Below are 26050 nucleotides of genomic sequence, written 5' to 3' on the forward strand. Positions count from 1 at the left end.
GGAGGAAGCTTTTCCATGTCCGACGCAGACATCCAGGTCGTGAGCAGTTCGTGGGCCGGCATCCAGCGCGTTGCCGCGACGCCGAAGCCGCCGGAGTTCTTCGAGGGCCGCCAGGGCTATTCGGCCGGTTTCCTGGGCCCGGACGCGCACGTGGCGCTGCCGGCCATCGGCGAGCCCGTTTCCATGGACGACATCGCGAGGCTCGAAGACGGCTCCTTCGAGCTCAGGTATCAGCACTTCAGCACCGTGCAGTGCATCTCGCGGCGCGTGCCGCTCTATTCGGCCTGCAACATCGACGGCGGGAAGTCGAAGAACGTGCCGCGCCACGACACCTGGAACTACGACGGCCGCATCAGGAAGGAATACCAGATGCTGCGCGAGGCCTACGGCCCGGGGCAGGAAGGCAAGTTCTCGCGCGGCCACATGACGCGCAGGCAGGACCCGAACTGGGGCCCGCTGGCGACGGCCCGCAGGGCCAACATCGACACTTTCTTCGCCACCAACGCCTGCCCGCAATGGCAGCCGTTCAACGAGGGGCTGTGGGGCGACCTGGAGGACTACGTGCTCGGCAACGCGCAGGGCGACGACAAGCGCATCAGCGTCTTCACCGGCCCGATCCTGCGGCCGGACGACCCGGAGCGGTTCGGCATCCGCATTCCGCGCGACTTCTGGAAGGTGGTCGCCTTCGTCAGCGAGGCGACCGGCGAGCTCAGCGCGATCGCCTACCTGATGAGCCAGGGCACCTGGCTCGATTCAGGCGTGGCGCGCGACCTGGAAGACTTCGGCACTTCGCAGCGCCCGCTGGCCTTCATCGAGGCCGAGACCGGGCTGCGCTTCGAGAGCCTGCAAGGCCGCGACGTGCTCGACGGCGCGGACCTCGCCTTCGTGCAGCCCATTCGGCGCTTCGCCGACACGAAGCTGCCGGCCTGATTCGGCCCGGTGGCTTGCCGGACGGTCAGCCGCGCAGCGAGTCGATCAGGTCGATGTACTTCTGCTTGGCCTCGTCGGCGCTCAGGCCCTTCTGGGCCGTCCATGCGTCCCACTTGGCGCGCGCGACGATGTCGCTGAAGCTGGGCTTCTTGGCGGTGTTGTCGCCTTCGGTGGCCTGCTTGAACAGGGCGTAGATCTTCAGCAGCGTCGGGTTGTCGGGGCGCTCGGCGAGCAGCTTGGAGTTGGCCTGGGCGGCTTCGAACTGGGCGTTGAGATCGGACATGGCGGTCTGGGGGATGTGAAGCGGAAAGCCCGCATCTTAAGTCCTGCGGTACACGGTCGTACCGATACCCCACCGATACTGTTCAGTCCCGCAATCCGGCCCGCGCCAGCTCCACGTCCAGCCGCTCCCGCGCGTCCGCCGGCTTGAGCGCCGCCGCCTTCTCGTAGAGCCGCGTCGCCTCGGCCATGCGGGCCTCGCCGTGCAGCATCAGCTGCGCGCGGGCGTACTCCATCAGTCCGGCGGCCGAATGGGGGTGCAGCTCGAGCCCGCGCTCGAACAGCTCGATCGAGGTTTCTGAGCGCACGCCGTAGGTCATGCGCCCGACCAGCGCGCCCACCTTGTCGATCACCTCGGCGTGGAAGGAGGCCAGCGCGAGGTGCGCGTCGGCGTGCCGCGGCTGCAGTTCGATCACCCGCTCCAGCGCGCCCTTGAGCTTGCTGCCCAGGCCCTGCGCCAGCGCGCGCGCCACGCTGATGCCCTGGCTGTAGCGGCCCAGCGCATACGACTGCCAGTAGAGCGCCTGGCAGTTGTCCGGCTCTGCGGCCGCCTGCGCGCCCGCGCGCTCGATCACCTGGCGGAACATCGCGAGCCGCACCGATTCGCGCGGCTCCAGGTAGTTGGCGTAGATCGCGGTCGCCTGGTTGGCCAGCGCCATGCCCTCGGCGCCATGCTGCAGCCCGATGGCGGCGGCGCGTTCGAACTCGCCGCTGTGGTACAGCGCCCAGCCTTCGGCGAGCGCCGAGCCCTCGGCCGGCGGCGGCAGCTCGTGGCCGGCGTGCAGGCGCGGCCAGTGGGGCAGCACGCTGCGCGCGTCGTAGCGGGGGGAGTCGGCCCAGGGCAGGGGGGTCCAGGGTTCGGTGCCGGCGCCGGGGTTTCCGTTGGCCGCACCGGCGGACATCAGCGAGAGCGGTTTGAAATCGGAATGGGGCATGGTTCTAGACCGCCATGTCGACAGGAGTGGCCGCGGCGCCGGAGTCTTCGCCGTTGTAGGCATTGCCCAGCGCCAGCAGGTGCCGCCGCTGTTCAGGGCCGAGGTAGGGCGCGAGCAGGTGCAGGGCATGGAGCCCGCCGCGCATCAGTGCGCCCTGCGCATGCCCGGGCTCCAGCGCCTCGCGCGGGTTGCGCACGTATTCGTAGCTCAGCCAGTAGGTCAGCACCACCACCATGCTCTGCGCGAGCGTGTCGACCTCGTGCACGTCGATCTCCAGGTGGCCCGCGCGGCTCAGGCCGGCGATCAGCTGGCGGATGGCGCGCGCCTTGTTCTTCAGCACCAGCTGGAACTGGGTCTCCAGCCGGCGGTTCTTGCTGAGCAGGTCGTTGAGGTCGCGGTAGAGAAAGCGGTAGCGCCAGATCAGCTCGAACAGGCTGTGCATGAAGAACCACGCGTCCTCCACGTCGTGCACGCCCTCGCTGGCGTGCAGCAGTTCGTCGAGTTCGGCCTCGTAGGCCTCGTAGAGCTTGTTGATCAGCTCTTCCTTGGCCGGGTAGTGGTAGTACAGGTTGCCCGGGCTGATGTTGAGTTCGCCCGCCACGAGCGTGGTCGAGACGTTCGGCTCCCCGAAGCGGTTGAACAGATCCAATGCGGCTTCGAGGATGCGTTGCGCTGTTCGGCGTGGCGCCTTCTTTGCCATGCTGGTGCCCCCGGATGTCTCGTGATCTCTTGGGAGCACTCTAGCGTATGTGCACCGCACCATGGACGGTGCGGGACATGTTTTGCGGCGCCGATTTTCTTGTGCAGCGCCGCAATGCGGGCCGCTCAGCCCGCCTTGCTGCGGCGCAGGGTCTTCTCGGCCGCGGGCGCGGCCGTCTTGCGGGCGGTGGCCTTGCGGGGCGCGGCGGCCTGCTGCGATTTCTTCAGCTGGGCCTCAAGAGCCTCCACGCGCGCCTGCAGCGCGGCCATGTCGGCGGCGCTGGGCGCGCCGAGCTTCTCCATCGCGCGTGCCACGCGCTCCTCGAAGATGTTCTCCAGCTTGCCCCACTGGCCGGCGGCCTTGGTGCCGAACTCGCTGGCGAAGCCCGCCATGCGCTGCTGGGCCTGGGCCAGGGTTTCCTCGGCGGCCTGCTGGGTCTTCTTCTGCATGCCGGCGCCGTCCTTGACCAACGCCTCGAAGGCCTTGCTGCCTTCCTGCTGCATCTTGGCGAAGGCACCGAGGCCGGCAAGCCAGATCTGCTGGGCGGAATCCTTGATGCGGTCGGCGGCCTTGCCGTTGCTGTCGTCGTCCTGGGTAGCCATGCGATTTCTTCCTTTGCTTGCAAACGATCGCCTGACTCTAGCCGCCCGGCGCGCTCTTCATTAGAGCTTCGCGTCTATGGGGCGAAGCTCCCCGGGCGGGGCTCAGGGCGTGTTGCCGGCCGCGCGGCTTGCGTCCAGATGCGTCTTGGCGCGCTCGGCCAGCGCCATTTCGCCAGGCGTGCCGGGCACGTACGGCACGACCGGCAGCGGACGTCCGTGCGAGTCGACCGAGACGAACACGATCAGGCATTCGGTGGTCTTTTCCATCGCGCCGCCCTTCATGTCGCCGCTGCGCACCTCGACCGAGATGTTCATGCTGGTATTGCCGGTGTAGGCGAGGCGGGCCTCCACCTCGACGAGGTCGCCGATCATGATCGGCCGGTGGAAGCGGATGCTGCCGATGAAGGCGGTGACGCAGTAGCGCTTGGCCCAGCTGGTCGCGCACGCGTAGCCGGCCTCGTCGATCCACTTCATGACGGTGCCGCCGTGGACCTTGCCGCCGAAGTTGACGGTGTTGGGCTCGGCGAGAAAACGCAGGGTGATCGAGGACATGGGAGGCCGCCTTTGGTGGTGAATGTGGCTGTGACTATGGAGTGGGGAGCCGCGATTATGCGAGCGGGCACCCGCTTGCGGATGCCGCCGGTCGCCCCGGCGCGCACGCTCGGCTAGCTGCCGCTGAACAGCTGCGCCAGCGTGCGCCGCAGCCAGGCATTGCCCGGATCGGCATGGAAGCGCTCGTGCCAGTGCTGCTTCACCGCGTAGTCCGACAGCGCGAAGGGCGGCTCCAGCAGCTTCACCGGCTCCTGCGTGGCCAGCACCTTGCCCAGGATGCGCGGCACCACCACCAGCAGCTCGGTCTGCGCCACGATGCGCGCCACGCTCAGAAAGCTCGACAGCCGCACCACCACGTTGCGCTTCAGCCCCAGCCGCGCGAGTGTGGTGTCGACGATGGCGTGCCCCGTGCCCGAGGTCGACACCACCGCATGCGCCTCGGCCTCGAAGCGCTTGCGCGTGAGCTTCGTGCCGATGCGCGGATGGTTGCGCGCCGCGAGGCACACGAAATTCTGCATGAAGAGCGTCTGCTGGTAGAAGCCCGCGTCCAGCTGCGGCATGAAGCCCACGGCTAGGTCGACCTCGCCGTCCTGCAGCCGGCGGCCGCTGAGCGTGGAGATGATCTCCGTCTCGATGTGCACTCCCGGCGCCGCCTGGCGCAGGTGGTCGAGCAGGCCGGGCAGCAGCACCACCTCGCTGATGTCGGTCATGCAGATGCGGAAGCGCCGCTGCGCCTGCGCCGGGTCGAAGCTGCTGCGGTTGCCCTGCGCCTGGGCGATCTGGGCCAGCGCCTCGCGCAGGTTCGGGTAGATGCGCTCGGCGTGCGGCGTGGGCTGCATGCCCTGCGCGGTGCGGGTGAACAGGCGGTCGTCGAAGTGCGCGCGCAGCTTGTTCAGCGCGGTGCTGGCCGCGGCCTGCGCCATGCCCAGCCGCTCGGCCGCCTTCGAGACGTTGCCGGTCTTGTAGACCTCGTCGAACACGGCGAGCCATTCGAGATCGAGCTTCGACATGCGAGCCTCCTGTCTGCTTACGGCGAAAGGCACCATTATCGAAATTTCGAATTCCGTGTATTGGCTGTCGGTCTTGAGGAAATAGTGGTGCGGGCCAACAATGCCGCCAACGGAGACAACCGCCCCATGAAACCCGCCCCCTCGAATGCGGCCGAGCGCCGCGACTACTACGACCGCATCCGCCCGCTGCACCTCACCCCGCTGTGGGAATCGCTGCACGCGCTGGTGCCGCGCGAGCCGCAGACGCCATGCGTGCCCGCCCTGTGGCGCTACGACGAGATCCGCCCGCTGCTGATGGAGTCGGCCGACCTCATCACCGCCGAGGAGGCCGTGCGCCGCGTGCTGGTGCTCGAGAACCCGGCGCTGCCCGGCAACTCGTCGATCACGCAGTCGCTCTACGCGGGGCTGCAGCTCATCATGCCGGGCGAGGTCGCGCCCTCGCACCGTCACGTGCAGTCGGCGCTGCGCTTCATCGTCGACGGCAAGGGGGCGTACACCACGGTGGGCGGCGAGCGCACCACCATGTACCCGGGCGACTTCATCATCACGCCCTCGTGGGCCTGGCACGACCATGGCAACGAGGGCATCGGCGGCAGCGTGGAGCCGGTGGTGTGGCTGGACGGCCTCGACATCCCCATGCTGCGCTTCTTCGACGCCGGCTTCGCCGAGAACGACGACTCCAAGGTGCAGCACGTCTCGCGCCCCGAGGGCAACAGCCTCGCGCGCTTCGGCCACAACATGGTGCCGGTGCGGCACGACCACGCATCGGCCACCTCGCCGATCTTCAACTACCCCTATGCGCGCAGCCGCGAGGCGCTGGCGCAGCTGCAGAAGCAGGAAGCGCCCGACGCCTGGCTGGGCCACAAGCTGCGCTACATCAACCCGCTGACCGGCGGCTCGCCGATGCCGACCATCGCGACCAACCTGCAGCTGCTGCCCAAGGGCTTCGCCGGCAAGGCGCACCGCGCGACCGATGGCGCCGTCTACAGCGTGGTCGAGGGCCACGGCACGGCCGAGATCGGCGGCCAGCGCTTCGGTTTTGGCCCGCGCGACACCTTCGTCGTGCCCTCGTGGGCAACGCTGAAGCTGTCGTCGCCAAGCGAAGACGCCGTGCTCTTCAGCTTCTCCGACCGCCCCGTGCAGCAGGCCATGGGCATCCTGCGCGAAGCCTTCCTCGAAGACGCCTGAAGCCCGGGCGCGCAGTTCCGATTCTTTTTTCTTTCTGACCGTGTGCCGCCGCGAGCGGCAGGAGCCTTCCATGTCCTTCGTCTTCACGCCTCCTTCCATCGTCGGCCTGCCCATCGTCGGCTCCGACCAGCAGTTCCCCGTGCGCCGCGTCTACTGCGTGGGCCGCAACTACGCCGCCCATGCGCGCGAGATGGGCTTCGACCCCGACCGCGAGCCGCCCTTCTTCTTCTGCAAGCCCAACGACGACGCCTCGGTGGTGCCGGTGCCCGACGGCAAGGGCGCCTCCATTCCCTATCCGCCGCTCACGAGCAACTACCACTACGAAGCCGAGCTGGTGGTCGCCATCGGCAAGGGCGGCGCCGACATCCCGGTCGAGCAGGCCGCCAGCCACATCCACAGCTACGCCGTGGGCCTGGACATGACCCGCCGCGACCTGCAGATGAAGATGCGCGAGCAGGGCCGCCCGTGGGAGATCGGCAAGGCCTTCGACTTCTCCGCGCCCATCGCGCCGCTGCGCACGCTGGCCGACGTGGGCGAGATCAACGCCGGCGCCATCGTGCTCGAAGTCGACGGCGAAGTGCGCCAGAAGAGCGACATCACGCACCTGATCTGGTCGGTGAACGAAGTCATTGCCAACCTCTCGACCCTCTTCACGCTGCAGCCCGGCGACCTGATCTTCACCGGCACGCCCGAGGGCGTGGGCGCGGTGAAGCCGGGCCAGACCATCAAGGTGAGCATCGAGCGGCTGCCGTCGCTGACTGTGCATATCGACTGATCTTCTTCACCGCACGGGCCCGCCATGACTTCATCGAAGAACCCTCCCACCGTGCTGCTGGTCGGCGGCGGCATCGGCGGCATGGCCGCCGCGCTGGCGCTCGCGCGCCTGGGTGTTTCCATCGACCTGCTCGAGCAGAGCGCCACCATCGGCGAGATCGGCGCCGGCCTGCAGCTCGGCCCCAATGCCTTCGCGGCGCTCGACGCCCTGGGCGTGGGCGAGGCAGTGCGCCGGGGCTCGGTGTTCACCGACAGGCTGGTGATGATGGACGCGGTCGACTGCAGCGAAGTGGCCTCGGTGCCGGTGGGCGAGGCCTTCCGCGCGCGCTTCAGGAATCCGTATGCGGTGAGCCACCGCGCCGACCTGCACGGCGCGATCCACGAGGCGGTGAAGCAGCATCCGCTGATCCGCTTCCACACGTCGGCGCAGGTGGAGTCCATCGACCTGGGCGGGCAGGGCGTCACCGCAACGACGCGCGACGGCCGCAGCTTCAAGGCCGATGCCATCGTCGGTTGCGACGGCGTGAAGTCGGTGGTGCGCAGCAGGCTCATCGGCGACGCGCCGCGCGTGTCGGGCCACGTGGTGTACCGCGCCGTGGTGCCCGCAGCCGACATGCCCGCCGACCTGCGCTGGAACGCGCCCGTGGTCTGGGCCGGCCCGAATTGCCACCTGGTGCACTACCCGCTGCGCCACGGCGAGCAGTACAACCTGGTCGTCACCTTCCACAGCCGCGAGAAGGAAGAGTGGGGCGTGACCGACGGCAGCAAGGAAGAAGTGCTCTCGTACTTCGAAGGCGTGCATGCGCGCCCGCGCCAGCTGCTCCACCGCCCGACCTCGTGGCGCCGCTGGAGCACCGCCGACCGCGACCCGGTCGAGCGCTGGAGCGAGGGTGCCGCCACGCTGCTGGGCGACGCGGCCCATCCGATGATGCAGTACCTCGCGCAGGGCGCGTGCATGGCGCTGGAAGACGCCGTGACGCTCGGCGAGGCGGTGAAGGCCTGCGGCTTCGACATGCCCGCCGCCTTCAAGCTCTACGAGGCGGCGCGCGTCGCCCGCACGGCGCGCGTGGTGCTGTCGGTGCGCGAGATGGGGCGCCTCTACCATGCCAAGGGCGTGGAGCGCCTGGTGCGCAACAGCCTGTGGCCGGGCCGCACGCCCGAACGCTTCTACGATGCGGTCGAGTGGCTCTACGCCTGGCGGCCCGAGCGCTGCCTGGACGATGCGCCCGAGTCGCTGCGTCCTTCGGCCGCGGCCGTCACCGAAGCCGCGGCCGTGCTTTCGCGGCATTGAGGCAGTTTTCCTTCAGCATTCACAACCACAGAGGCGGCCATTCAGGTCCATGCCCAGGAGACAAGAGAAATGAACTTTTCGCGCGCACTGCTGACGGGCCTGCTGGCCCTGACGGCCACCACCGGGGCACTGGCACAAGCAGCCGACTATCCGAGCAAGCCCGTGACCCTGGTCACGCCCTTCGCCGCCGGCAGCGGCCCCGACGCGGTGCTGCGCCTCGTCTCCGACAAGCTCTCGCGCCTGTGGAACCAGCGCGTGGTCATCGACAACCGCCCGGGCGGCGGCGGCTTCATCGCTATCGACCAGGCCCGCCGCGGCGCGCCCGACGGCTACACGCTGCTGCAACTCGACAGTGAACACATCGCCGCGCTGCCGCACCTGTACAAGTCGCGCAACTTCGTGACGCTGCAGCATTTCGACCCGGTGGCCTCGCTGTTTCGCACGCCCTTCTTCGTGGCGGTGGGCACCGACTCCAAGTGGAAGAACATGGGCGACCTGATCGCCGCGGCCAAGGCCAACCCCGACGGCATCGTCTACGGCTCCTGGGGTGTGGGCAGCCCGGGCCACCTAGGCGCGCAGCAGCTGGAGGCGCTCACCGGCATCCGTATGCGCCACGCGCCGTACCGTGAGGTGTCGCAGCTCTACTCGAACGTGGGCACCAGCGAGGTGCCGTGGGCCTTCGCGAGCATTCCGTCGAGCCAGGGCATCTACAAGGCCGGCAAGCTGCGCTACATCACGGTGGCGGCGACGAAACGCATCCCGCAGATGCCCGACGTGCCGACCATGGCCGAAGCCGGCGGACCTGCATCGCTGGAGGTGAACTCCTTCGTGTCGCTGCTCGCGCCCAAGGGCGTGCCGGCGGCCATCAAGGCGAAGATCAATGCCGACGTGGCCAAGGTCATCGCCGACCCCGAGATCCGCGCCCGCTTCGATACCTTCGCCTTCGAGCCGCTCGCATGGTCGCCCGAGGAAATCGAGCGCAACGCCGAGGCCAAGTCGAAGGTGTACGGCGAGCTGGTGCGCAGGGGCAACATCAGCCTCGAATAGCGAGGGCACGCCGGACTTCGGTCTTGCCCGCCGTCTTGCGCGGCAGTTAAGCTGGCCCTCTTTGGTTTTTTGACGACTTTTTCACACTTTTTCTCCATGCACGCCACCAAGAGAGCCCTTTTGATCGCCTGCGGCCTGGCCACCGCCGCCGCCATGCTGCCGCTGAGCGCCAACGCAGACAACGCCGCCTGGCCGACCAAGCCGATCCGCCTGCTTGTGGGCTTCCCGGGCGGCTCCACGCCCGACATCGCCGCGCGCACCATCGCCGAGCCGCTGGCGAAGGCGCTGGGCCAGCCGGTGGTGGTCGACAACAAGGCCGGCGCCTCCGGCAACATCGCGGCCGACCAGGTGGCCAAGGCCACTGACGACCACACGCTGGGACTCGTCATTAACGGCAACCTCACGTCGTCGAAGATGCTGTATCCCAAGCTGCCCTACGACCCGGCCAAGGACTTCACGTACCTCTCGCTGATCGCGACCGCGCCGCTGGTGCTGGTGGCGCAGAACAACCTGCCCTCGGGCGCCGCCTTCTTCGACGAAGGCCGAAAGGCCGGCGACAAGTGGAACTACGGTTCGGTGGGCATCGGCTCCGTCGGCCACCTGGGCATGGAGCTGCTCAAGACCCGCGTGCCCGGCTTCAAGCCCGAGCACGTGCCCTACCAGGGCAACCCGCAGGTCATCACCGCGATGCTGGGCGACCAGGTGCAGATGGGCCTGATCCCGCCGGGCGTGGCCATGCCGCAGATCAAGGCCGGCAAGCTCAAGGCCATCGGCCTTACGGGCGGTCGCAGCGCGCTGGTGCCCGAGATCCCGCCGCTCGCCGATGCCGGCGTGAAGGACTTCAACCTCGAGGTGTGGGTGGCGCTGCTGGGGCCGGCCAACCTCTCGAAGGTGGCGCAGGCGCGCATCAGCCGCGAGCTCGAGATCGTGATGAAGAACCCGACGTGCGCCGCAAGCTCTTCGAGCAGGGCTGGCAGGCCGTGGGCACTTCGCCGGACGGCATGCGCACGCGCGTCAATGAAGAGGCCGCGATCATGACCAAGATCATCTCGGCCCGCGGTATCAAGTTGCAGTGATGGCAGTCCAGACATTGAGCGAACCGGCGCGCGCGCTGCCGGTGTTCGGCGAATACGACGTGGTGGTGGTCGGCGGCGGCCCCGCCGGCATCGCGGCCGCCGTGAGTGCTGCGCGCCACGGCGCCAACACGCTGCTGGTGGAACGCTACGGCTTCCTCGGCGGCATGGGCACCGCAGGCGGCGTCACCAACTTCGCGGGCCTGTACGGCAAGCGCAAGGGCGAGATGACGCAGCTGGTGCGCGGCGTGGTCGACGAGCTCATCGACCGCATCGCCGCGCTCAACGGCATGAACCAGCCGCAGAACGGCATGGGCGGGCGCATCTGCGTGCGCTCGTACGACACCTCGGCCTACAAGCTCGCCGCCGACCAACTGCTGGGCGACGCGGGCGTGAAGCTGCTGTTCCACGCGCTGGCCGCGGCCGTGGTGCTCGACGGCAAGCGCATCGCGGCGCTGGTGGTCGAGACCAAGTCGGGCCGCCAGGCGATCCGCGCCAATGCCTTCATCGACGCCAGCGGCGACGCCGACGTGGCCGCCTTCGCGGGCGTGCCCTTCGAGGTGGGCGACGGCCACGGCAGCGGGCTCTTCCCGACCACCATGTTCCGCATCGGCCAGGTGGATGCGCCGGCCGCGCTGGAGGCGGTGGGCGAGTTCAAGGCCATCAACGACTTCATGGCGCGCGCCGAGCAGCACAAGCCCGGCGTCTACAGGTTCCCGCGCGAGGGCGCGATCCTGCGCCCCAACAAGGACCCGCGCGAGTGGCGCGCCAACGTCACGCAGATCCGCAATTCGCAGGGCCGCGCGATGAACGGCGTCGATGCGCGCGAACTCTCCGAGGGCGAACTCGAAGGCCGCCGCCAGATCGGCGAGTACTTCAGGTTCCTGAAGGCCGAAGTGCCGGGCTTCGCGCAGTCGGCCATCGTCGAGATCGCACCGCAGGTCGGCATCCGCGAGACGCGGCGCATCCAGGGCCTGTACGCGCTCGGTCGCGAGGACATCCTGGGCTCGGCCAAGTTCGACGACAACATCGGCCTGAACGCCTGGCCGATGGAAATGCACGCCGACGGCCGCATCGAGTGGGCCTTCCCGCGCGACGAAGCCAACGCCTACAACCACCTGCCCTGGCGCATGCTGGTGCCGCAGACGCTCGACAACCTGCTGGTGGCCGGGCGCTGCGCGTCGATGACGCACGAGGGCCAGTCGGCCGCGCGCGCGAGCGGCGGCTGCTTCGTCATGGGGCAGGCCGCGGGCACGGCGGCGGCGTCGCTGGGCGCGGCCGCGTTCGCGGCGGTCGACATCCCGGCGCTGCAGAAAAAGCTCGCCGCCGACGGCGTCGACCTCGACCGCTGAGCGCGCGCAGCGTGCGGGATGGCGCTAGAGTCCGGGGCTTGATGAACTCGAACCCCGGACGAAACGTGCACTTCCCCTCGCTGTCGACACCCGCGACACCCGCGCGCCGCACCCTCCTGGCGCTGTCCTGCGCCGCCATCGGCCTCTCGCTGGCCGGCTGCGCCAGTACGCCCGAAGGCGAGCCGGTGCACGGCAAGGACCGGCTGCTGAGCTTCCTGGCGGCCAAGGACGGCCGCAAGGTCGCCATCGCCGGCGAGAACTACCACTACGTGTTCGACGGCGATCCCTCCGTGGCGGCGCTGCTGCGCTGGGAAGGGCGCACCAAGGTCACGCCCGCGCTGCTGGGCGAGTTCAAGGTGGCGCGCAACCAGAGCTTCGAGGGCCAGTACGTGCTGATGGCCTTCGACGCCGACCTGACGCCCGAGGAGAGGGCCTTCCTGATCCAGACCGGCTTCGCCAGGACCGACGCGAAATACGGCGACCGGCCCGGCCCGTCGCTGCGCTACTTCGGCACCGTCTACGGCAAGCGCTACGCGGCGGTGCCGCTGAAGTCGGCCGACACGGTCGACTTCTCCCGGCGGCAGTACCTGGGCTACGTCGAGCAGGAAACGCTCAGCGCCCCCTTCAGCAAGGCCGCGCCTTCGCCGCTGGTGTATGCCGACGACGGCTCGCTGCTGCTGGCCGGCGTGCCGGTGCGCGTGGTGCAGGGCGGCACCGACTACGGCTGCCGCGCCCGCCTCATGGGCGTGTGCTTCTACAAGTAGCGGGAGGCTGCTGACAGGCCCGCGACAGCCTTCGGGCGCGGGCTTTGCTATGGTCGAGGGCTGCCTCCTTTCGACAGTTCTGCCTCCCTTCCCGATGACCACCGATCCCGCCACCGCCTCCCGCCTCGTCAACGAACTCGTCGCGCTCATGCAGCTCGAGCCGCTGGGCGGCGACCGCTTCCTGGCCCAGAGCGAGGACATCGGCACGCCCGCCGTGTTCGGCGGCCAGGTGCTGGGCCAGTCGCTGATGGCCGCGAGCCTTACCGTGGGCGCCGAGCGGCCGGTGCATTCGATGCACGCCTACTTCCTGCTGCCGGGCGAGCATGCGCCCATCGAGTACAGCGTCGACCGCGTGCGCGACGGCCGCAGCTTCACCACCCGCCACGTGGTGGCGCGCCAGCAGGAGCGCATCATTTTCGAAATGTCCGCCTCGTTCCAGACCGTGGACGAGGGCGTCGAGCACCAGTTCGACATGCCCGAGGTGGAAGGCCCCGACGGGCTCGTCAGCGAGCTCGACCAGCGCATCGCCCTGGGCGACCGCCTGCCCGAGCCCTGGCGCACCAAGGCGATCCAGCCGCACGGCATCGAGTACCGCCGCGTCGATCCCGAGGACCTGATGGCGCCGCTGCCGCGCCCAACCTCGGCGCAGAGCGCCATCTGGATGCGCGCCATCGCGCCGCTTCCCGACGACCCGATGGTGCACCGCGCGCTGCTGGCCTACGCCTCCGACCACGGCCTGCTGCGCGCCGCGATGCTGCCCCACGGCCTGAGCTTCATGAGCGGTCAGGTGCGCCCGGCCAGCCTCGACCACGCGATGTGGTTCCACCGCGACTTCCGCATGGACGACTGGCTGCTGTACGTGCTTGACTCGCCCAGCGCGGGCGGCGCGCGCGGCCTGTGCCGCGGCAGCCTCTACTCGCGTGATGGCCGGCTCGTGGCCTCGGCGGCGCAAGAGGGCATGCTGCGCATCCGGCGCAAATAAGCAGGCAAGCGAGCAAGCAAACAACCAACCCCGGGACGTCGCACCATGCAGATCTTCTTTTCCCCCGCTTCCCCCTTCGTGCGCAAGTGCATGGTCGTGGCCCACGAACTGGGCATCGCCGACCGCATCGAGAAGCTGCCCAGCGCGGCCGGCCCGGTGAAGCGCGACGCCACCATCATCCCGAAGAACCCGCTCGGCCAGGTGCCCACCTTCATCACCGACGACGGCCAGGTGCTGTTCGACAGCCGCGTGATCTGCGAGTACCTGAACGCCGCGCAGTCGGGCAAGCTCTTTCCCGCGGACGGCAATGAACGCTGGGCGCGCCTCACCGAACTCGCGCTGGCCGACGGCATGACCGGCGCCGCATTGCTCGCACGCTACGAGAACGTGCTGCGCCCCGAGGAACTGCGCTGGGCCGACTGGACCGACGGCCAGCTCGCCAAGGTGCGCACCGGCCTCGAGTGGCTGGAGGCCGCCGCGCCTTCCTTCGGCGACCGCGTCGACATCGGCACCATCGCCTTCGGCTGCGCGCTGGGCTACATGGACTTCCGCTTTCCTTCCGTCGACTGGCGCGCCGAGGCGCCGAACAGCGCGAAGTGGTTCAAGGCGTTCAACCAGCGGGCTTCGATGCAGGCGACCTTGCCTGTAGCCTAATTTCCGTTCGATTCTTTTCGGGCGCGATCACGCCGACGGGGTACCTCGCTCCGCGAATGTCCCCCGGCCTGCGGCCTCCTCCTTTATTTCGCTGCGCAAGGCACCCCATCGGCGTGATCGATGGGCACTGCGGTCGAACCGCCGGCATGAGCAGAGCGTCCATGTGCGAATGGCACCGGGTGCTCCCCGCAGCGAAATAAAGGAGGAGGGCCGCAGGCCCGGGGGACATTCGCGGAGGGGAGTACCCGGTGCCATTCGCACGCGCCCGAACCGGAATGCAAATCCCCGCTTGGCAGCGGAAGCGATTCCTTGGCTAAATGCGAGGCTCCGCATGAACGAACCAAGGAACCAAGCATGTCTTCCGAAGAAAACAAGAAAGTAGCCATCGTCACCGCTGGCGGCAGCGGCATGGGCGCCGCCGCGGCACGCAAGCTCGCGGACGACGGCTTCCGCGTGGCCATCCTGTCGTCCTCGGGCAAGGGCGAGGCGCTGGCCGCCGAACTCGGCGGCATCGGCGTGACCGGCTCCAACCAGTCGAACGACGACATCAAGCGCCTAGTCGACAAGGTCGTGGCCCAGTGGGGCCGCGTCGACGTGCTTGTCAACAGTGCAGGGCACGGGCCGCGCGCGCCCATCCTCGACATCACCGACGAGGACTGGCACCGCGGCATGGATGTCTACCTGCTGAGCGCGGTGCGCCCCGCGCGGCTCGTCGCGCCGCTGATGGTGCAGCAAGGCGGCGGCGCGATCATCAACATCTCCACCTTCGCGGCCTTCGAGCCCGACCCCGTGTTCCCCACCTCGGGCGTGTTCCGCGCAGGCCTCGCGGCCTTCACCAAGCTCTTCGCCGACACCTACGCCGCGAAGAACGTGCGCATGAACAATGTGCTGCCCGGTTTCATCGACAGCCTGCCCGAGAAGGCCGAGTTCCGTTCGCGCATTCCGATGGGCCGCTACGGCAGGAGCAGCGAGATCGCGGCCGTCATCGGCTTCCTGGCGTCGGAAGGCGCGGGCTACATCACTGGCCAGAACCTGCGCGTGGACGGCGGCATCACGCGATCGGTGTGAGGCCTCCATGAAGATCCCCGCACAGGCGCTGGAGAACGCGCGCCGCACCATCCAGTCCTACGACGCGCATGCCCGCGAGTACAACGCGATCGTGGCGGAGCATCCGCTGCAGCCCGAGATCGCGGATTCGATGCGGCGGATGATGGAGTACGTGCCCGCCGGCGGCAGCGTGCTCGAGATCGGCTCCGGCCCGGGGCGGGACGCCGACTTCGTCGAGTCCCTGGGCGGCGTGGTCCGTCGCACCGATGCCGCGCAGGCCTTTCTCGATCTGCAGGCGCAGCGGGGCAAGAAGGGCGAGCTGCTCGACGTCGTCACCGATGCGCTGGGCGGGCCCTACGACGCGGTCCTCGCGATGTGCGTGCTGATCCACGTCGATCGCGCGCAGGTCGCCCCGGTGCTGCGCAAGGTGTTCGATGCCCTTAGGCCCGGCGGCGTCTTCCTGGTGTCCATGCGCGTCGGCGAAGGCGAGAAGAACGGCGACTACCACACGGTGTGCTGGAAGAAGGACCGGTTCGCCGCGGCGCTCGTGGCGGCCGGGCTGCATCCCTGCTGGGAGATGGAGCGCGTCGGCCGCAACGACGAGGCCTGGGTCTACTTCCTGGCGCGCCGGCCGCAGCAGCCGTGAACCGGCGGCGAATCTTCTTCTACACGCCCAGGTAACGCGTCCACAGCGACCGGTCGGCATTCAGCGCTGCCGAGTCGCCCTGCCAAACCACGCGTCCGCGTTCGAGGATCACATGGCGGTTGGCCAGCGGCAGCAGGCGCTGCACGTACTTGTCGACTACCAGGATCGCCTCGCCCTCCGCCTTGAGCGTGGCGATGCAGTTCCATATCTCCTCGCGGATCACCGGGGCTAGGCCTTCGGTGGCTTCGTCGAGGATCAGCAGGCGCGGATGCGTCGACAGCGCGCGTGCGATGGCCAGCATCTGCTGCTCGCCGCCCGAGAGCTGGTTGCCTGCGTTGGCCTTGCGTTCGGACAGGCGGGGGAACAGGCCGTAGAGCGCATCGAGGGTCCAGCGCGGCGCGCTGCCGGGACGTGGCCTTGCGAAGGCGCGCAGGTGCTCGTCGACGCTGAGGTTCGGAAACACGTGCCGGCCCTCGGGCACGATGGCCACGCCGCGCCGAGCGATGGCGTCGGGCTTGTGGCCACCGATGGCAGCGCCGCCGAAGTGCACGCTGCCGCGCATCGGCGGGAGCGTGCCCGTCAGCACCTTCAGAAGGGTGCTCTTGCCCATGCCGTTGCGACCGAGCAGCGCGAGCACTTCGCCGGGGCGGATGTCGAGGTCAATGCCGAACAGCACCTGGCTTGCGCCGTAGCCGGCTTCGATGGATTTCGCTTCGAGCAGCATCTCAGTACCTCGTCGCACTCTGAAGTACGAGGTGGGTGTTTCCGATTCGTGGAACACCGCGGAGCCGGCTTTGCCGGGCCGCAGGTGTTGCCCCCGGAAGGGGGTTGGCGAAGCCACACGCAGTGCGCGCAGCCTGGGGGGCGAGTCATGTATGCCCCTCTGCTTCGGTGCCGAGGTAGACGGCCTGCACGTCGGGGTGGCCCCGCACTTCGTCGGCGGTGCCGCTCATCAGCACCTTGCCTTGCACCAGCACCGTGAGCCGGTTGGCGAGGCGGAACACCGCGTCCATGTCGTGCTCGATCAGCAGGATGGCCATCGACGCGCGCAGCGATTCGATGAGTTCCACCATGCGCGCCGATTCATCGGGGCCCATGCCGGCCATCGGCTCGTCGAGCAGCAGAAGCTTGGGTTCGGCCGCGAGCGCCAGCGCCACGTCGAGCGCACGCTGCGCGCCGTGCGGCAGAGTGCCCGCGATGCGTGCGCGCTCGGCGCCGAGGCCGACGCGGTCGGCCAGCGCCATCGCGCGATCGACAAGGTCGCGCTCCTTCGCGCGCGGCGCCATGAAGCGCAGGCTGCTGCCTGCATGGGCCTGCGCTGCGAGCATCAGGTTGTCGTGCACGGTCTCCTTCGGGAACACGCGCGTCACCTGGAAGCAGCGCGACATGCCGGCGGCCACGCGCTGGTGGTCCTTCAGCCTGGTGATATCGGCCTCGTCGAGCAGGATGCGGCCGGCATCGGCCTTCAGCAGGCCGGTGATCAGGTTCACCAGCGTGGTCTTGCCGGCGCCGTTCGGCCCGATCAGCGCATGCACTTCGCCGCGCTCCACGGTGAGGCTCACATGGTCGGTCGCCAGCAGTCCGCCGAAGCGCTTGACCAACCCTTCGATTCTGAAAAGGCTCATGGTGCTTTGCTCCCTGGCCCCTGCGGGGAGAGGGTCGGGGTGAGGGGCAGGCGTCGCCTGTACAGGGCGGCAAGGCCTTTAGGCGCCCACAGCGCCACGGCGATCAGCAACAGCCCCAGCGGCATGTGCCAATGCTCCGTGTGCTGCTTCAGGGCCTCCTCGAGCACCAGCCAGACGACGGCGCCCACCGGCCCGCCCCAGCTGCGCCCGAGCCCGCCGATGACCACCATCACCAGCAGCGTGGCCGACTGCGTCCAGTGCATCGTCGCCGGGCTCACGAAGCCGTTGCCGCCCGCGAGCAAGGCGCCGGCCAGCCCCGCGATGGCGCCCGCGATGGCGAAGGCCACCAGCTGCAGCCGGAACACCGGATAGCCCAGCGCCCGCATGCGCGTCTCGTTGTCGCGGATGCCCATCAGCGCATGGCCGAAGCGCGAACGCGTCGCGCGGTGCAGCCACCACAGCGCGAGCGCCACGATGGCCAGCACCACCCAGTAGAAGTTGGCTTCGTTGCCCAGGTCCAGCTCCGGTAGCAGCGTGGGCCGCGACATCAGCGTGTAGCCGTCGTCGCCGCCATAGCGGCGCAGCGACACCACCACGAAGTACAGCATCTGCGCGAAGGCCAGCGTGGTCATGATGAAGTACACGCCGCGCGTGCGCAGCGCCACCGTGCCGATCAGCGCAGCGACGAGGCCGGCCACCAGCGCCGCGGCGGGCCACATGATCCAGCCCGACATCACGCCCGCGTCGCTGAGCGCCACCATCGTGTACGCCCCCACGCCGATGAAGCCCGCGTGCCCCAGCGCCACCATGCCGCCGAAGCCGAGGATGAAGTTGAGGCTCGCGGCCGCCAGCGCCACAATGAGCACGCGCCGCACGAAGCCGATGTAGAACTCGAGCCCGAAGATGGGCGCGACCAGCGGAAACGCCGCGAGCAGCACGAGGAGCAGCCCGAGGCCGATGTAGCTTGAGGATGTCTTCATGACCGTGCTGAGAAGAGCCCCGAGGGCCGGAAGATGAGGACCACTACCATCAGCGCGTACATCGCGACCTCGGCGAACAGCGGGCCCAGGTCGGCCGCGGTTGCCGGCGGCAGCGTGGCGCGCAGCAGCATCGGCACGAAGGCGCGGCCCACGGTGTCGACCACGCCCACGAGCAGTGCGGCCACGAAGGCGCCGCGCACCGAACCGATGCCGCCGATCACCAGCACCACGAGCGCCGGGATCAGGATGGCCTCGCCCATGCCGACCTGCACCGCGACGATGGGCCCCATCAGTGCGCCCGCCAGCGCGGCCAGCGCCGCGCCGAGCAGGAACACGCCGTTGAAGATGCGGCCCACGCGCACGCCCATCAGCTCGGCCATGGGCCGGTCGGAGGCGCCCGCGCGCACACGCATGCCAATGCGCGTGTGGTTCACCAGCAGGTACAGCGCCAGCGCAACCAGCAGGCCGCCGACGAGGATCACGAGGCGATAGGCCGGGTAGGGTAGGCCCTCCACCAGGTCGATCGGGCCCGAGAGCGCGGCGGGCGTTGGCGCCATCACCGGCGAGGGGCCCCAGGCCATCTTCACGATGTCGTCGGCCACCAGGATCACGCCGAAGGTGGCGAGCACCTGCGCGAGATGATCGCGCGTGTAGAGCCGCCGCATCAGCAGCACCTCGAGCAGCAGCGCCACCACCACCGTGACCGCCACCGCGATGACGATCGCCGCCGCGAACGAGCCGGTGCGCGTGTGCGCCTCGGCCGCCACGTAGGCGCCGGCCATGAAGAGCGAGCCGTGCGCGAGGTTCAGCACATCCATGATGCCGAACACCAGCGTGAGCCCAGCAGCCAGCAGGAACAGCATCAGCCCGTAGCCGAGGCCGTTGAGCAGCTGCTCGAGAACAAGAATTCCACTCATAGAAGAACCAACAGGTGTGCCCGCGTTGTCATTCGAGAAACACCGAGGAACCGGCTTTGCCGGGCCTCAGGTGTTGCCCCCGGCAGGGGGGAGGAGAAGCGGACACGAAGTGCCGCGAAGCCTGGGGGGTTACTTCAGCCCGCACTTCTCGGCGTAGCTGTCGCCGTAGTTGGTCAGCACCGTGTTGATCAGCTTGTTCGTGACCTTGCCCTGCGCGTCCTTGCCGATCACGCGCAGGTAGAAGTTCTCGATGGGATAGTGGTTGTTCGCGTACTTGAAGCTGCCGCGCGTCGATGCGTAGTTGGCCTTCTTCAGCGCGGCCACCACGGCCTCGCGGTTCTGCGCGTTGCCGCCGGCCTGCTTCACGGCGGCGTCCATCGCGAGGATCGCGTCATAGGCCTGCGCCGCGTACACCGACGGGTAGCGGCCGTTGTATTCCTTGCGGAACGCGGCCACGAAGGCCTTGTTGGCGGCGTTGTCGAGGTCGTGCGCCCAGTGCGAGGTGTTGAACAGGCCGAGCATGGGCTCGCCCACGGCGCCGATCACGTCCTCGTCGGCCGAGAAGCCGCTGGTCACGAGCGTGATGTCCTTCGACAGGCCCGCGCCCACGAACTGCTTGATGAAGTTGATGCCCATCGCGCCGGGCAGGAAGAAGTAGATCGAGTCCGGCTTGGCCGCGCGCAGCTGTGCGAGTTCGGCCGCGTAGTCGATCTGGCCGAGCTTGGTGTAGAGCTCGTCGGCCACCTGGCCCTTGAACTGGCGCTTGAAGCCGCCCAGCGCGTCCTTGCCGGCCGGGTAGTTGGGAGCGATCAGCACGATCTTCTTGAAGGCACGGTCCTGCGCGAACTTGCCGGCGGCCTCGTGGAACTGGTCGTTCTGGTAGGCGGTGCCGAAGAAGTAGGCATTGCACTGCGCGCCCGCGAACTGGCTCGGGCCGGCGTTGGCCGAGAGGTACGGCACCTTGGCGTTGAAGAGCGTCGGGCCCACGGCCAGCGCCACGTTGGAGCCGATGGGGCCGCTGAAAAGGTCGATCTTGTCGCGCTGGATCATGCGGTCGACCAGCTGCTTGGCCTGGTCGGGGCTGCCGGCCATGTCGGCCTGCAAGAACTCGACGTCCTGCCCGCCGAGCTTGCCGCCCAGCTGCTTGATGCCGAGCGCGAAGCCGTCGCGCGCCTCGGCGCCCAATGCCGCGAAAGGCCCGGAGATGTCGAGGGCCAGGCCCACCTTGACGGGGGCGGCGGTGGCGGACACCGCGGCAGCGAGGGCCGAGCCGCAAAGCAGCAGCGAGAGCAGGGTGCGCGGCAGCGCGGGCGACTTCGGGGGCAGGTGGCGCATGGATTCTCCGGCGGGAAGGATGCAGACAACGCACCGGCACCGCCCCATGCGGCACCGGCGACATCAAACCGTTGATAGCTAAATACTTTAGCTGTAAACAATTTGGTGTCAACAGTGCTAGCACGAATGGTGCCAAAGCGCCGTCCTGTTCCTGCTCAGCCGAAGGGGTTGGCGGTCGCGAACCACAGGCCGATGCCGGTGGCGATGATGAACGCGCCGTCGGTCACGCCCGCCACCAGGAAGAACTTGGTCTGCAGCGTGTCGACCAGCTCAGGCTGGCGCGCGGTGCTCTCCAGGAACTTCTGGCCGACCAGCCCGATGCCCAGGCACGAGCCGAGGGCGGCGACGCCGATCAGCAGGGCCACTGCGAGGGGAAGGATGTTGAAGCCGGTCATGTGTTTTCTCCTGGTTGGTTGGTGAATCGAGGCACTGGTTGCTTCCTCGATGGACGTACTTTCCCAGAGCGCCTGCGCACGGTCCATGACGTGAGAGGTCATGGCCGGTGCGCAGCCGATACGGCGTCACGGAAAAAAAAGCCGCCCGTGAAAACGGGCGGCTCCTTCGTGGAACACCGCCGGAACCGGCTTCGCCGGGCCGCAGGTGTTGCCCCCTGCAAGGGGGTTGGCGCAGCGACACGAAGTGCGCGAAGCCTGGGGGTTTACTGAAGCTGCGTCCAGTTCTGGTTGTTGCCCCCGTTGCAGGTCCAGGTGATCAGCGCCGTGTCCTGCGTCGTCGCGTTGTTCGGCACGTCCAGGCACGAGCCCGAGGCCCGGTTGCGCAGGGTCGAGCCGACCAGGCTCCACTGCGTGGTGTTGCCGGCCGAGCAGGCCAGCTGCACCACCGCGGCGTTGGTCGTCGCGGTGCCGCTCTGCGCCAGGCACAGGCCGCTGTGCTCGACCTTGAACTGCACGAAGCCGTCGCCGGTCTGCGTCATGGTGAAGCGCTCGTTGCCGGCGTTGCCGCACGGCCACTGCACCACCGTCGCGCCGCTCGCGGTCGAGGCGCCCTTGACGTTCACGCACAGGTTGCTGTGGTTCGAGCGGATGCGCGAGACCACCGGCGTCGGGTCGTTGTCGAGCGAGCGCACGTATTCGCGCAGGGCCACCACGTCGTTGGCCGGCAGGCTGGAGGCGTTGCCGTGGCCGCCGGTGAGAACGTCCTGCAGCGTTGCCGCCTGGCCGTTGTGGAAGAACGCGGTGGTGTTCCAGGTGCCCAGCAGCGTCGGCGTGTCGAAGCCCACGCCCGCCAGCGGCTGGTTAAGGCCCTTGCCCGAGGATGCCTGGATCGTGCCCACGTCATGCCGCACGCCGTCGCGGAAGGTGGCGCCGGTGTGGCAGGTCGCGCACTGCGCCGTGTTGAACACGGTCTGGCCGCGCGCCGCGTCCACGCTGAGGCTGCCGTCCGCCGCACGCGCCGGGCTGCGCATGTACTTGGTCAGCGAGCTCAGGTAGGCCGCGAGGTCGTCGAGCTGAGGGCTCTTGCCGGCCTTGGGCGCGCCCAGCGGGTCGGAGGTGGCCGCGAAGTCCGCATTCGTCAGGAAGCCGGTGCCGCCGAACTCGTTGCGGATGTCGTTCTCGAAGTCCTGCACCTCGTCGAAGTTGGCCGTCCAGTGCAGCTTGCCGTGGCCCAGGCCGCGCCGGCCCTGCAGGCTGATGGTGCGGCGCAGGCCCTCGCCGCGCTGGGTGAAGTCCCACACCATGCCGTCGTCGCCGCCGTCCGCGTGGCAACTCGCGCAGGAGATGTAGTTGTCCTTGCTCATGCGGCGGTCCGATGCGTTGTAGAACACCTGCTTGCCGCGCAGCGCCGCTGCCGACATGGGTTCCGCGGCCACCGTCGACACGGTCTGCAGGAAGGTCGGCACATTGGTCTCCGACGACAGCACTGTCGCCACGTCGTGCACCGTCACCGAGCGCGCCAGGAAGTTGTTGACGAAGAGGCGCTTGCGCACCGCATCGAGGTACAGGCCGTGCGGCGCGCTGCTGGCGTTGATCTCGCCGCGTACCGCGCGGCTGTACGGATCGACGATGGCCACGCGGTTGCCTTCCATCTGCGCGACGAACAGGTAGTCGCCCGAGGGGGAGAAGAGCGCCGCACGCGCCGGTGCCCGGTCGTCGAAGTCGATCTGCTCGCCGAACACTTCCGCCGCCGTCTGCAGGTTGACCTGCGACAGGATGGAGCGCACCGTCTGGTCGTGCACCAGGTTGTTGCCGTCGCGGAATTTGCCGCGCACGATGTTGTCCTTCTTCGAGGGCAGCACGGCACGGGCGCCGTCGGGCGAGATCACCACCTGGCTCAGGTAGTTGGCCACGCCGCGCGCACGGTTCTCGGTGTCGATGGTGGTGGTGTCCACCGGCAGCGCGATGGTGCTCATGGCGCTCATGCTCTGCAGGTTCACTTTGTGCAGCTGGCCGCCCGTCATTTTCGACTTGAAGCGCGTGACGTAGGCCACCTGCGAGCCCGACTCGACCGCGATGCCGCGCAGCGCGCCGTCGAGCGCGACCGCGCCGGTGGTGGTGCCGTTGCTCGGGTTGAAGCTCATCAGCACCGACTTGCTTTCCATCGTCAGCAGGCCCTTGGTGCCGTCGGGCGTGAAGGCCACGCCGTAGGGGCCGCTGCCGTAGGCCAGCGGCACGGTGGCCGAGAGGCTGCCGTCGGCGGCGTTGAGCACCACCAGCTTGTCCTCGCCCTGCACCGTGACCCAGATGCGTCCGTCGGGGCCCACGGCCAGCGTCTTCGGCTCGTCGCCCACGCGCACTTCCCAGCGCTTGACCAGGCTCTGCGAGTCGATGGCGGCGACCGTGCCGCTGTCGGGGTTCACCGAGTACACCGAGTTGGCGTCGCCCGCGATGTTGGTGCTGTGCGTCGGCGCATTCGGCGTCACCGGCATGATCACCGTGAGGTTGTAGGTGTAGAAGGTCTCGCGGCCGTTGGCGTCCTTCACCGTGAGCGTCACCGTGAAATGGCCGGGGCGCGTGTAGGTGTAGCTGTAGTTCGCCTGGTTCGAGTAGGCCGTCTGCGTGCCGTCGCCGAAGTTCCAGCGGTACTGCGCGCCGCTGCTGCCCAGCGTGGCCGGGTTGAACACCAGCTGGCCGTTGACCAGCTTCGGACCGCCGCCGATGCCGGGGTCGCCGATGACGGCCTGGCTGCGCAGCGTGCTCACGTCGGTGTCGCTCAGCACGCGGCCGTAGACGCGCACTTCCGCCAGCGTGCCCTTGAAGAGCGCCGCGTTGCCCTGGATCTGGCCCAGCAGCGCGAACTTGTTCGACAGGCCCTTGTTGCCGGTGGGGCCGGTGGAGGTGGTCTTCGCGCCGTCGACGTACAGGGCCTGCGCGCCGGAGGCGGCATCGCGCGTCATCACGACGTGGTGCCAGGTGCCGTCGTTCACCGCCGCGGTGGAGGCGGTGCCGGCGTCGTTGCCCACCGAGAGCTTGATGCGCCCGCCGTTGTCGAGCCAGCCCCAGAACACGTCGTCGGCGCCGGCAGGCTGGTCGCGGCCGAAGATGCCGGGTGCCGTCCAGGAGTTGGCGCCGCCGGCCTGCGTGGTCTTCATGTAGAAGCTCACCGAGGCGCTGCCGCCGAGCACGGTGGCCACGGTGTCGCTCTTCAGCGTCACGCCGGCCGTGCGGTTCGCGAAGTTCAGGCCGATGCTCTCGAAGGCGTCGCCGGTGGCGGGCGTGCCGTTGTTGGCGCTGATCTGGTCGGAGAGGTTGCCCGCCAGCGTCCAGTAGTGCATCAGGCCGATCTCGGCGGCGTTGCCGGTGTGGAACACCGACTTGTAGTCCGCGCCGATGGCGTTGCCCGCATAGTCCTTCACGCCGTTGGCCGGCAGGAACACCTCGTAGCTGGTGCCCGGCTGCAGCGGCTGCGCGGGGTGGAAGTTGATGATGCCCAGCTGCACGCTGTAGGTGCCCGCCAGCGTGTTGCCGCCCACCGGGCGCACGATGAAGGTGTTGGAGTTCACGCTCTCGGACCGGATGCTGTCGCTCATGCCCAGGCCGATGCGCGAGGTCAGCGCCTGCTGCTTCGCGTTGTTGGCGGGCGAGACTTGCCGCACTTCCGGCTTGGTGGTGTCGGGGTCGACCTGGTGCACCACGAAGCCGCTGCCGGAGCCGTGGTCGTTGCCCACGAAGATCAGGTTGCCGAAGGCGGCGACCTGGCCGTTGTCGGAGTGCGAGAAGTTCGGGTCGTCCTCGCGCAGGATGCTGCCGCGGCCCACCTCGACGTGGTTCAGCGGATTGCTCACGTCGACCTTGTGGATGTAGGTCTGCGCGCCTTGGATGACGTAGTTGTCCTGCGTGGCGCAGTAGAGCTGCTCGTCGATGACGAGGCGGTTGTCCTCGGCCACGAACTTGGAGCGGTCGCTCAGGTCGTAGCTGTACATCTTCGCGCCGCCGCCGCGCGCCGATGCGTGCAGGGTCTTGCCGTCGAAGCAGGTGGCGTAGTAGTTGGGGTTCGATCCGATGGCGTCCAGCACCTTGGGGTTGAGCGGATCGGAGATGTCGAGGCTGGAGAAGCCGGCGGTGTTGTCCATCGAGGTCAGCACCATGTGGTTGCCGATGGTGAAGATCGGGCCGACGCGGAAGCCGCCGAGCTCGCCCGTGGGCACCGGATTGGGCTTGTTGGCGCCGCGGTTCGCCACCACCGCGTTCACGGGGTCGGTGGCGTCGACGATGAAGATGCCGCGGCCCGCCGAGGCCACGTACAGGTAGGGCGCCTGCCACCAGAGCTGCCAGGCCACGTTCTCGTAGTCGCCGCCGTTGACGCCGGGCAGCGCGAGCTTCTTGACCTGCTTGATGTCGTTGACGTCGGTAAAGTCCCAGAACTCGACGCCGTTGATGCTGGGCAGCACCACGTAGGTCTTGCCGCCGATCTTCGCGGTGCCGAAGGAGTGCGTCTCGCGGAACTCCTGCGTGCGGCCCTCGGGCTCGTAGATCTTCTTCACGAGCTTGATCTGGCGCGGGTTCGAGATGTCGTACAGCAGGAAGCCGCCCGGGCCGAGGCCGCTGTCCGGCGCGAAGGAGGTGAGGAAGTAGCCGTTGACCATGATGCCGGCGTTCATGCCGTAGTCCTTGCGGCCCGGGTAGGTGGCGGGCACCTCGCGCGACTCGTAGGCGCTGCTGTGCGCCGGGTCCAGCGGATGCGCGGCGCTGGTGATCATCGACACGGGCTTGAACAGCTCGGCCGAGGTGTAGGTGAGATTGCCAAGGCCCGGCCCCTGCAGCGGCAGCGGGTCGGCCACGGCTTCGGCCATTGCCGTCGCCATGTTGTTCAGGGTCGTCATCGGACTAACCCCGGTGATTGCCGCGTGCGTCAGCAGCGTGACGAACGGCAGCAGGAACGCCATCAAGTAATACCGGATTTTCATCG

Annotated in this window: 24 protein-coding genes and 1 pseudogene; 12 read left to right on the forward strand and 13 right to left on the reverse strand. The window is 68.6% G+C overall.

From position 1 onward, the window contains the following. The first annotated feature begins 15 nt into the window (after positions 1-15). Positions 16-930, forward strand: a complete 915-nt coding sequence (locus ACHMXA_RS05650; protein WP_395319191.1) for a DNA/RNA non-specific endonuclease — start codon at positions 16-18, stop codon at positions 928-930. Between the two features lie 25 nt (positions 931-955). On the opposite strand, the gene ACHMXA_RS05655 is transcribed toward ACHMXA_RS05650, so the two are convergent. From ACHMXA_RS05655 to ACHMXA_RS05680, 6 genes are all read right to left on the reverse strand, one after another. Then, a complete protein-coding gene (locus tag ACHMXA_RS05655) occupies positions 956-1213 on the reverse strand; it encodes an acyl-CoA-binding protein (RefSeq protein WP_395319193.1) in 258 nt (85 codons plus the stop codon). Positions 1214-1295: 82 nt separating this feature from the next. Then, positions 1296-2144, reverse strand: coding sequence for a hypothetical protein (locus ACHMXA_RS05660; RefSeq protein WP_395319195.1), 849 nt, complete (start codon positions 2142-2144; stop codon positions 1296-1298). 4 nt (positions 2145-2148) lie between these two features. Then, positions 2149-2844, reverse strand: a complete 696-nt coding sequence (locus ACHMXA_RS05665; protein WP_176665834.1) for a TetR/AcrR family transcriptional regulator — start codon at positions 2842-2844, stop codon at positions 2149-2151. A 125-nt stretch (positions 2845-2969) separates the two neighbouring features. Continuing rightward, positions 2970-3446 (reverse strand): phasin family protein, encoded by a 477-nt coding sequence (locus ACHMXA_RS05670; protein ID WP_395319198.1) that lies wholly within the window; start codon positions 3444-3446, stop codon positions 2970-2972. Positions 3447-3548: 102 nt separating this feature from the next. Further along, positions 3549-3998, reverse strand: coding sequence for an acyl-CoA thioesterase (locus ACHMXA_RS05675; protein ID WP_395319200.1), 450 nt, complete (start codon positions 3996-3998; stop codon positions 3549-3551). Between the two features lie 113 nt (positions 3999-4111). Further along, positions 4112-5008: a LysR family transcriptional regulator gene (locus ACHMXA_RS05680; protein ID WP_176665837.1), complete on the reverse strand. Its 897-nt coding sequence runs from the start codon at positions 5006-5008 to the stop codon at positions 4112-4114. Positions 5009-5134: 126 nt separating this feature from the next. Here ACHMXA_RS05680 and gtdA point away from each other — a divergent pair, with 126 nt between their 5' ends. From gtdA to ACHMXA_RS05735, 11 genes and pseudogenes are all read left to right on the forward strand, one after another. Next, a complete protein-coding gene (gene gtdA, locus ACHMXA_RS05685; protein ID WP_395319202.1) occupies positions 5135-6196 on the forward strand; it encodes a gentisate 1,2-dioxygenase in 1062 nt (353 codons plus the stop codon). Positions 6197-6266: 70 nt separating this feature from the next. Then, positions 6267-6971, forward strand: coding sequence for a fumarylacetoacetate hydrolase family protein (locus tag ACHMXA_RS05690; RefSeq protein WP_395319204.1), 705 nt, complete (start codon positions 6267-6269; stop codon positions 6969-6971). Positions 6972-6995: 24 nt separating this feature from the next. Continuing rightward, a complete protein-coding gene (locus ACHMXA_RS05695) occupies positions 6996-8261 on the forward strand; it encodes a 3-hydroxybenzoate 6-monooxygenase (protein ID WP_395319206.1) in 1266 nt (421 codons plus the stop codon). 69 nt (positions 8262-8330) lie between these two features. Continuing rightward, a complete protein-coding gene (locus ACHMXA_RS05700; protein WP_395319208.1) occupies positions 8331-9308 on the forward strand; it encodes a Bug family tripartite tricarboxylate transporter substrate binding protein in 978 nt (325 codons plus the stop codon). Between the two features lie 96 nt (positions 9309-9404). After that, positions 9405-10384: pseudogene (locus ACHMXA_RS05705) on the forward strand (Bug family tripartite tricarboxylate transporter substrate binding protein). Continuing rightward, on the forward strand, positions 10384-11733 hold the full coding sequence (locus ACHMXA_RS05710; protein WP_395319210.1) for an FAD-dependent oxidoreductase: 1350 nt from the start codon (positions 10384-10386) through the stop codon (positions 11731-11733). Before ACHMXA_RS05705 ends, ACHMXA_RS05710 begins: the two are co-directional and overlap by 1 nt. A gap of 65 nt (positions 11734-11798) precedes the next feature. After that, on the forward strand, positions 11799-12497 hold the full coding sequence (locus tag ACHMXA_RS05715) for a hypothetical protein (protein WP_395319212.1): 699 nt from the start codon (positions 11799-11801) through the stop codon (positions 12495-12497). Positions 12498-12591: 94 nt separating this feature from the next. Continuing rightward, entirely contained in the window at positions 12592-13479 is an 888-nt protein-coding gene (locus ACHMXA_RS05720) for an acyl-CoA thioesterase (RefSeq protein WP_395319214.1), read from the forward strand. Between the two features lie 45 nt (positions 13480-13524). Further along, positions 13525-14133: a glutathione S-transferase gene (locus ACHMXA_RS05725; RefSeq protein WP_395319216.1), complete on the forward strand. Its 609-nt coding sequence runs from the start codon at positions 13525-13527 to the stop codon at positions 14131-14133. Positions 14134-14487: 354 nt separating this feature from the next. Further along, a complete protein-coding gene (locus ACHMXA_RS05730) occupies positions 14488-15201 on the forward strand; it encodes an SDR family oxidoreductase (RefSeq protein ID WP_395319218.1) in 714 nt (237 codons plus the stop codon). A gap of 7 nt (positions 15202-15208) precedes the next feature. Beyond that, complete coding sequence (locus ACHMXA_RS05735; RefSeq protein ID WP_395319220.1) at positions 15209-15826, forward strand: class I SAM-dependent DNA methyltransferase; 618 nt, start codon at positions 15209-15211, stop codon at positions 15824-15826. Positions 15827-15845: 19 nt separating this feature from the next. Here the strand turns inward: ACHMXA_RS05735 and ACHMXA_RS05740 are convergent, their stop codons facing one another. The 7 genes from ACHMXA_RS05740 to ACHMXA_RS05770 form a co-directional block, all read right to left on the reverse strand. Next, positions 15846-16550, reverse strand: a complete 705-nt coding sequence (locus tag ACHMXA_RS05740; protein ID WP_395319222.1) for an ABC transporter ATP-binding protein — start codon at positions 16548-16550, stop codon at positions 15846-15848. A 145-nt stretch (positions 16551-16695) separates the two neighbouring features. Continuing rightward, positions 16696-17451, reverse strand: coding sequence for an ABC transporter ATP-binding protein (locus ACHMXA_RS05745; protein WP_395319224.1), 756 nt, complete (start codon positions 17449-17451; stop codon positions 16696-16698). Further along, complete coding sequence (locus tag ACHMXA_RS05750; protein WP_395319226.1) at positions 17448-18431, reverse strand: branched-chain amino acid ABC transporter permease; 984 nt, start codon at positions 18429-18431, stop codon at positions 17448-17450. The genes ACHMXA_RS05745 and ACHMXA_RS05750 overlap by 4 nt, the downstream gene beginning before the upstream one ends. Next, positions 18428-19348, reverse strand: a complete 921-nt coding sequence (locus ACHMXA_RS05755) for a branched-chain amino acid ABC transporter permease (protein ID WP_395319228.1) — start codon at positions 19346-19348, stop codon at positions 18428-18430. The genes ACHMXA_RS05750 and ACHMXA_RS05755 overlap by 4 nt, the downstream gene beginning before the upstream one ends. Positions 19349-19477: 129 nt before the next feature. Then, positions 19478-20683 carry an ABC transporter substrate-binding protein gene (locus tag ACHMXA_RS05760; RefSeq protein WP_395319230.1) on the reverse strand — a complete coding sequence of 402 codons (1206 nt, stop codon included), beginning with the start codon at positions 20681-20683 and terminating at the stop codon, positions 19478-19480. Between the two features lie 155 nt (positions 20684-20838). After that, the gene (atpE, locus tag ACHMXA_RS05765) at positions 20839-21078 is read right to left on the reverse strand and encodes a F0F1 ATP synthase subunit C (RefSeq protein ID WP_012745530.1); all 240 of its coding nucleotides are present in this window, start codon (positions 21076-21078) and stop codon (positions 20839-20841) included. Between the two features lie 263 nt (positions 21079-21341). Then, a complete protein-coding gene (locus ACHMXA_RS05770) occupies positions 21342-26048 on the reverse strand; it encodes an RICIN domain-containing protein (protein ID WP_395319233.1) in 4707 nt (1568 codons plus the stop codon). Positions 26049-26050: the final 2 nt, after the last annotated feature.

The sequence above is a fragment of the Variovorax sp. UC74_104 genome (genome assembly GCF_044055375.1).
In the GTDB taxonomy this organism is placed as follows: Bacteria; Pseudomonadota; Gammaproteobacteria; order Burkholderiales; family Burkholderiaceae_C; genus Variovorax.

Excerpts from the sequence above, each read along its gene's own strand:
- ACHMXA_RS05650 (WP_395319191.1), top strand. The coding sequence starts at position 16 with ATGTCCGACGCAGACATCCAGGTCGTGAGCAGTTCGTGGGCCGGCATC.
- ACHMXA_RS05655 (WP_395319193.1), bottom strand. The coding sequence starts at position 1,213 with ATGTCCGATCTCAACGCCCAGTTCGAAGCCGCCCAGGCCAACTCCAAG.
- ACHMXA_RS05660 (WP_395319195.1), bottom strand. The coding sequence starts at position 2,144 with ATGCCCCATTCCGATTTCAAACCGCTCTCGCTGATGTCCGCCGGTGCG.
- ACHMXA_RS05665 (WP_176665834.1), bottom strand. The coding sequence starts at position 2,844 with ATGGCAAAGAAGGCGCCACGCCGAACAGCGCAACGCATCCTCGAAGCC.
- ACHMXA_RS05670 (WP_395319198.1), bottom strand. The coding sequence starts at position 3,446 with ATGGCTACCCAGGACGACGACAGCAACGGCAAGGCCGCCGACCGCATC.
- ACHMXA_RS05675 (WP_395319200.1), bottom strand. The coding sequence starts at position 3,998 with ATGTCCTCGATCACCCTGCGTTTTCTCGCCGAGCCCAACACCGTCAAC.
- ACHMXA_RS05680 (WP_176665837.1), bottom strand. The coding sequence starts at position 5,008 with ATGTCGAAGCTCGATCTCGAATGGCTCGCCGTGTTCGACGAGGTCTAC.
- gtdA (WP_395319202.1), top strand. The coding sequence starts at position 5,135 with ATGAAACCCGCCCCCTCGAATGCGGCCGAGCGCCGCGACTACTACGAC.
- ACHMXA_RS05690 (WP_395319204.1), top strand. The coding sequence starts at position 6,267 with ATGTCCTTCGTCTTCACGCCTCCTTCCATCGTCGGCCTGCCCATCGTC.
- ACHMXA_RS05695 (WP_395319206.1), top strand. The coding sequence starts at position 6,996 with ATGACTTCATCGAAGAACCCTCCCACCGTGCTGCTGGTCGGCGGCGGC.
- ACHMXA_RS05700 (WP_395319208.1), top strand. The coding sequence starts at position 8,331 with ATGAACTTTTCGCGCGCACTGCTGACGGGCCTGCTGGCCCTGACGGCC.
- ACHMXA_RS05710 (WP_395319210.1), top strand. The coding sequence starts at position 10,384 with ATGGCAGTCCAGACATTGAGCGAACCGGCGCGCGCGCTGCCGGTGTTC.
- ACHMXA_RS05720 (WP_395319214.1), top strand. The coding sequence starts at position 12,592 with ATGACCACCGATCCCGCCACCGCCTCCCGCCTCGTCAACGAACTCGTC.
- ACHMXA_RS05725 (WP_395319216.1), top strand. The coding sequence starts at position 13,525 with ATGCAGATCTTCTTTTCCCCCGCTTCCCCCTTCGTGCGCAAGTGCATG.
- ACHMXA_RS05730 (WP_395319218.1), top strand. The coding sequence starts at position 14,488 with ATGTCTTCCGAAGAAAACAAGAAAGTAGCCATCGTCACCGCTGGCGGC.
- ACHMXA_RS05735 (WP_395319220.1), top strand. The coding sequence starts at position 15,209 with ATGAAGATCCCCGCACAGGCGCTGGAGAACGCGCGCCGCACCATCCAG.
- ACHMXA_RS05740 (WP_395319222.1), bottom strand. The coding sequence starts at position 16,550 with ATGCTGCTCGAAGCGAAATCCATCGAAGCCGGCTACGGCGCAAGCCAG.
- ACHMXA_RS05745 (WP_395319224.1), bottom strand. The coding sequence starts at position 17,451 with ATGAGCCTTTTCAGAATCGAAGGGTTGGTCAAGCGCTTCGGCGGACTG.
- ACHMXA_RS05750 (WP_395319226.1), bottom strand. The coding sequence starts at position 18,431 with ATGAAGACATCCTCAAGCTACATCGGCCTCGGGCTGCTCCTCGTGCTG.
- ACHMXA_RS05755 (WP_395319228.1), bottom strand. The coding sequence starts at position 19,348 with ATGAGTGGAATTCTTGTTCTCGAGCAGCTGCTCAACGGCCTCGGCTAC.
- ACHMXA_RS05760 (WP_395319230.1), bottom strand. The coding sequence starts at position 20,683 with ATGCGCCACCTGCCCCCGAAGTCGCCCGCGCTGCCGCGCACCCTGCTC.
- atpE (WP_012745530.1), bottom strand. The coding sequence starts at position 21,078 with ATGACCGGCTTCAACATCCTTCCCCTCGCAGTGGCCCTGCTGATCGGC.
- ACHMXA_RS05770 (WP_395319233.1), bottom strand. The coding sequence starts at position 26,048 with ATGAAAATCCGGTATTACTTGATGGCGTTCCTGCTGCCGTTCGTCACG.